This window comes from Bacillus sp. GMs2/2 (assembly GCF_050172095.1).
GTDB classification, from domain to species: domain Bacteria; phylum Bacillota; class Bacilli; order Bacillales; family Bacillaceae_G; genus Bacillus_A; species Bacillus_A cereus.
Window position 1 is genome coordinate 1 of the sequence record NZ_JBNLYE010000279.1, and the last position, 5,362, is coordinate 5,362.

Sequence of the window (5,362 nt, forward strand, 5' to 3'; positions counted from 1 at the left end):
TTTTAATATTATTTATAGCATTTTATTTTTTGGATATTCGAATTTTTTATTGTAAAGTCGTAAAAATTGACGTTACTATCTAAAAGTAAGTATGATGCGATTATAGTAAGATTTTTTAGGGGGAAGAAAAATGACAAGTTCAAGTAATAAAGCAGCGAGTATTTATGAAGGAACAAATGTAAATGCTGGGGGATTTTTTGAAAACGTTGAAGAAACAAAGTTGTTTGATCCAATTCAAGTTGGAACTTGGTCTCTTCGTAATCGTATAGCGATGGCACCGATGACAAGATGCTTTGCAGATAATGAGACTGGAGCAGTTGGTGCTGATGTAGTGGAGTACTACAGAAAACGTGCTGCGGATGGAATTGGACTAATTATTACAGAAGGAATTGTCATTAGTCCGAGAGCAAAAGGAAACCCAGGAGTACCAGGTATTTATACACAAGAACAAATCGATTCTTGGAAACCTGTTACAGAGGCAGTACATAAAGAAGGCGGGACAATTATTGCTCAAATATGGCATGTTGGGCGTATGAGTCATCATGAAATAATTGGTGGTCAAATGCCACAAGCACCGTCGGCTATCGCTGCAGAGGGGAATGTTCCACGCTTTCGTAAACCGTTTGATACGCCAGAAGCAATGACGTTAGAAGAAATACAAGAAGTGATCGGTCAATACGCACAAGCTGCGAAAAATGCGATCGAAGCTGGATTTGATGGAGTAGAAATTCACGGTGCACACGGATATTTAATCGATCAATTTACGTATGAGTTTGCGAATAAGCGAACAGATAAATATGGCGGTGATTTAAAACAAAGGTTAACGTTTATGAAAGAAGTAACGGCGGCTGTAATAGAAGCTGTTGGAGCTAATAAAACACTTCTTCGTTTCTCTGCTTTCAAAGGTGATAATCCTACTTATATGTGGGAAAACCCTGAGTTTGCAATTGAAACGTTCATAAATATGTTTAAAGAGGTTGGGCTAACGATGATCCATCCTTCAACGATGAATTATACGCAAGAGATTGCTGATGGAAAGAATTTTCATCAACTAGTAAGAAAATATGGGGATGGTACGATTGTTGGGGTTGGTAATTTAAATCCGAAAGAGGCCGAAGAAGCGTTGCAAGAAGGAACGATTGATGTAGCGGCATTCGGAAGACCGTTAATTGCTAATCCAGACTTTGTTCATCGAATTAAACACGCTGAAAGTTTAGTTGAATATGACGCGAAAGAGCATCTTGCTACGTTAGTATGAATAAAGATAAAAGGAGAGCACGTCGAGTGTTCTCCTTTTATTATGGAACTTCATAGGGGGAAGCGGGATGAGTGAAACGCTACTCGTTATTATTAGTATATTACTATTTTTAATGTTGCTTTTAATCGTCTTTTTTATCATTACATTTTTTATAAAAAAACGAACACACCATTCTATTTTAAAATTACATCCGTACTTAGGAAGAATGCGCTACTTACTGGAAAAGATAGGGCCTGAATTTCGACAATATTGGTTTGATCATGATACGGATGGAAAGCCTTTCTCACGTTATGATTTTCAAAGTGTTATGTTTTTAGCGAAATATCGCTCTGAAATACTTGGTTTTGGATCAAAACGAGATTTTGAAGCTTCTGGATATTATATTGCTAATACATTATTTCCGATATTAACTGAGGAATTAAGTGTGAATCTCACGCAAGAGCGGGAAGGTAAAAAGTACGTGATTCATAAAGAAGGGTTATTTTCAAGAAGAGAAAAATTGACAGCGGATACAACGAATCTTTGGCTGTACGAAGAAGATGATGCAATTATAGTCGGTGAGAACCGTAAATATCCGTGGAAGCTACATGGCATGTTTGGTGCATCTGCGACTTCTTACGGTGCGATTGGAGAAAATTATATTTTAGCGAGTGGTTTTGGAGCAAAAATGGCAGGCGGATCGTGGATTAATACGGGTGAAGGTGGCGTTATTCCAGAACATTTACATACAGGAGCGAATATCGTTGCGCAAATTGGTCCAGGGTTATTTGGATACCGTGATGAAGACGGTAATTTTTCAATGGGAAAATTCATGGAGAAAGCGAAAGAAAGTAATATTAGAGCATTCGAATTGAAATTTGGGCAAGGTGCTAAAATACGTGGTGGTCATTTAGAGGGACAAAAAGTAAATGAGAAAATTGCTTTTGTTCGCAACGTCCGAAAGGGAGAGACGATTAATTCACCGAATCGATTTTCATTTTTAAAGAATGCAGCGGATACACTTTGTTTTATTCAACAGTTGCAAGAAAACAGCGGTAAACCAGTTGGAATGAAAATTGTAATTGGTCAGCAGGAGCCTTTGGAAGATTTAATAAAAACAATGAAAGAACTAAACATTTACCCAGATTTTATTACAATCGACGGTTCAGAAGGCGGGTCAGGGGCAACGTATAAATCGATGGCAGATTGCATGGGACTGCCGCTTATTCCAGCATTACTTACATTTATTGATACAGCAAACCATTATGGTGTCCGTAACAAGTTTAAAGTATTTGCATCGGGTAAATTAATCACACCAGATAAAGTGGCGATTGCTTTAGCGATTGGGGCGGATGCTGTAAGTTCAGCCCGCGGATTTATGATGGCAAGCGGCTGTATTATGGCCCTTCAATGTAATTCTAGCCAATGTCCATCTGGTGTAGCCACGACGAATCCGCATTATCAAAAAGCGTTAGATCCGTATGAGAAGAAGTGGCGAGTCATGAATTATATTATTAGTATGAGATATAGTTTATTTTCATTAGCGGCAGCGGCGGGAGTGAAGAGCCCGCGCCATTTAACTAGAGAGCATATTGTGTTTAAAGACGAGGTGGGGAGAGTAGTTCCACTTTCGGAATTGTTTCCTATAGTAAATCAAACCTAAAAGTATATTTGATATGTAAGATTTTTTAGAGGAATAATCATATTTTTGGAAAAATTAGGAGTATAATAGGGAAGTATTTTTGAAAATGACTATTTTTAGGGAGAGATTCACTTGCAGCAAGGTTCGTACAGTATTACAATTTTTTTACTCGTCATAGGGCTCGTTATATTTAGACGCATGCGCTCTATGAATCGACCAATTAATAATAAAGGAAGACGACTACTATTGCCATTATTCTTTTTATTACCAGGTTTTTCTTTATACGCAGCACCGATACAACTTGCTGGTTGGCAAATTGGTATAGCTGCTGGGATCGGACTGTTATTATCAATTCCACTTATTATTTTAAGTGGGTATGAAGTCAGAGAAGATGGTCAAATTTATGCAAAAAAAAGTATCGCTTTTATTGCTACATTTTTAGTTATCGTTCTTTTACGTGCTTATTTTAGAAGACATTTACAAGGTCTAGATCCAAAGTCAATCGGCATTCTTTTCTACACTCTTGCGGTTTGTTATATAGTACCTTGGCGTATTGGATGCTATATGAAATTTCGTAAAGTATATGTAGAGAAAGCGAAATTTGAGACATCAATAAGCTAAAAGTCATACATTTGTATGGCTTTTAGTTTTTAAAATTTATCGGGTAATGGAATGAAAATAAGGTGTGAAAAAACCCTCTTTAATTTTCTGAATATTATTACTTTAATTTCTTGAAAAATCATTGTAATCCACTGGGATAAAGGCGTTTATAAAGGTTTTCACATGTAATGAAAAGTGCTCATTCACTTGAAAGAACAAAAAATGTTTGTTAAGGTAGGGAACCATAAGCGAAAACAAGAAAATAGAAAAAGTCATTTTTCGAAATTTTGAATGGCTTATGGACTAAGGGAGAGATTTGGTGAAGATTGAAATTATGGTTTCGCTTGCTATTTATATGGCAGGTATGTTGTATATCGGATATTGGTCTTATAAGAAGACATCCGATTTATCAGATTATATGTTAGGCGGGAGGGGACTCGGTCCAGCAGTTACAGCTTTATCAGCTGGTGCTTCTGACATGAGTGGTTGGATGTTAATGGGATTACCTGGTGCGATGTATGCAACAGGATTATCAAGTGTATGGATTGCGATAGGTTTATTAATAGGTGCGTATGCAAACTATTTAATCATTGCCCCGCGTTTACGAACGTATACAGAAGTGGCAAATGATTCAATTACGATTCCAGACTTTTTAGAGAATCGGTTTAAAGATCGTACGAAAATACTTCGTTTTGTCTCCGCTGTCGTCATTTTAGTATTTTTCACATTTTATGCGTCGGCTGGTTTAGTTTCGGGTGGACGTTTGTTTGAAAATTCTTTTAACCTTGATTATAAAATTGGTTTATTTGTAACAGTGGGTGTCGTTGTTGCGTATACACTATTGGGTGGCTTTCTAGCCGTAAGTTGGACGGACTTTGTGCAAGGTTGTATTATGTTTATTGCGCTTGTACTAGTGCCAATTGTTGCCTTTACGGATGTCGGTGGTATAACAGAAACATTTAATACCATTAAGCAAGTCGATGCATCGCATTTAGATATGTTTAAAGGAACCACAATACTTGGTATTATTTCATTTTTAGCATGGGGCCTTGGATATTTTGGTCAACCACATATTATTGTCCGCTTTATGGCAATTACCTCTATTAAAGATTTAAAAACTTCTCGTAGAATCGGTATCGGTTGGATGACGATTTCAATTATAGGTGCAATGCTTACTGGTCTAATTGGTATCGCCTATTATGCTAAAAATAATACGACATTACAAGACCCAGAAATGGTCTTTGTAACATTCTCCAATATTTTATTCCATCCGTACATTACAGGATTTTTATTATCAGCTATTTTGGCTTCGATTATGAGTAGTATTTCCTCACAATTACTTGTTATTTCAAGTGCAGTAACGGAAGACTTCTATAAAACATTTTTCCGTCGTAATGCAAGTGACAAAGAACTTGTATTTATCGGTAGATTGTCAGTATTAGTAGTAGCTATGATCGCAGTTGTTTTAGCGTATCATCCAAGTGATACAATTTTAACACTTGTCGGTTATGCTTGGGCTGGATTTGGTTCAGCGTTCGGACCAGCCATTTTATTAAGTTTATATTGGAAAAGGACGAATAAATGGGGCGTTCTTGCAGGTATGATTGTTGGTGCAGTAGTTGTTATAGCATGGGTACAAATTCCAAGTTTAAAAGCAATTATGTATGAAATGGTACCTGGATTCTTCTGTAGTTTATTAACTGTTATTGTTGTAAGTTTATTAACGAAAGAACCCGTTAAGGCAGTTCATCGTGAATTTAATGAGATGGAAGCAGTACTGGAAGAAGAAAAGAAATGATTTGCAAAAAGAGTAAACGGTGAATAGCGTTTACTCTTTTTACATGTAAAATGAAAGTAAGGACTTATTGACAATAAAAAATAAG

General features: G+C 36.6%; 4 protein-coding genes. All 4 read left to right on the forward strand.

Annotated elements, in window-relative coordinates:
* Positions 1 to 130: 130 nt before the first annotated feature.
* The 4 genes from ACQGS6_RS22300 (at position 131) to putP (ending at position 5,277) form a co-directional block, all read left to right on the forward strand.
* Positions 131 to 1,258, forward strand: a complete 1,128-nt coding sequence (locus tag ACQGS6_RS22300) for an alkene reductase (RefSeq protein WP_426965624.1) — start codon at positions 131 to 133, stop codon at positions 1,256 to 1,258.
* 67 nt (positions 1,259 to 1,325) lie between these two features.
* The gene (locus ACQGS6_RS22305) at positions 1,326 to 2,900 is read left to right on the forward strand and encodes a glutamate synthase-related protein (protein ID WP_426965625.1); all 1,575 of its coding nucleotides are present in this window, start codon (positions 1,326 to 1,328) and stop codon (positions 2,898 to 2,900) included.
* A 111-nt stretch (positions 2,901 to 3,011) separates the two neighbouring features.
* A complete protein-coding gene (locus ACQGS6_RS22310; protein WP_001183922.1) occupies positions 3,012 to 3,500 on the forward strand; it encodes a cytochrome c biogenesis protein CcdC in 489 nt (162 codons plus the stop codon).
* A gap of 298 nt (positions 3,501 to 3,798) precedes the next feature.
* On the forward strand, positions 3,799 to 5,277 hold the full coding sequence (gene putP, locus ACQGS6_RS22315) for a sodium/proline symporter PutP (RefSeq protein ID WP_426965626.1): 1,479 nt from the start codon (positions 3,799 to 3,801) through the stop codon (positions 5,275 to 5,277).
* The last annotated feature ends 85 nt before the right edge of the window (positions 5,278 to 5,362 follow it).

What these genes read in the sequence shown, in the direction of transcription:
- ACQGS6_RS22300 (WP_426965624.1), top strand. Translation starts at nt 131, where the DNA reads ATGACAAGTTCAAGTAATAAAGCAGCGAGTATTTATGAAGGAACAAAT.
- ACQGS6_RS22305 (WP_426965625.1), top strand. Translation starts at nt 1,326, where the DNA reads ATGAGTGAAACGCTACTCGTTATTATTAGTATATTACTATTTTTAATG.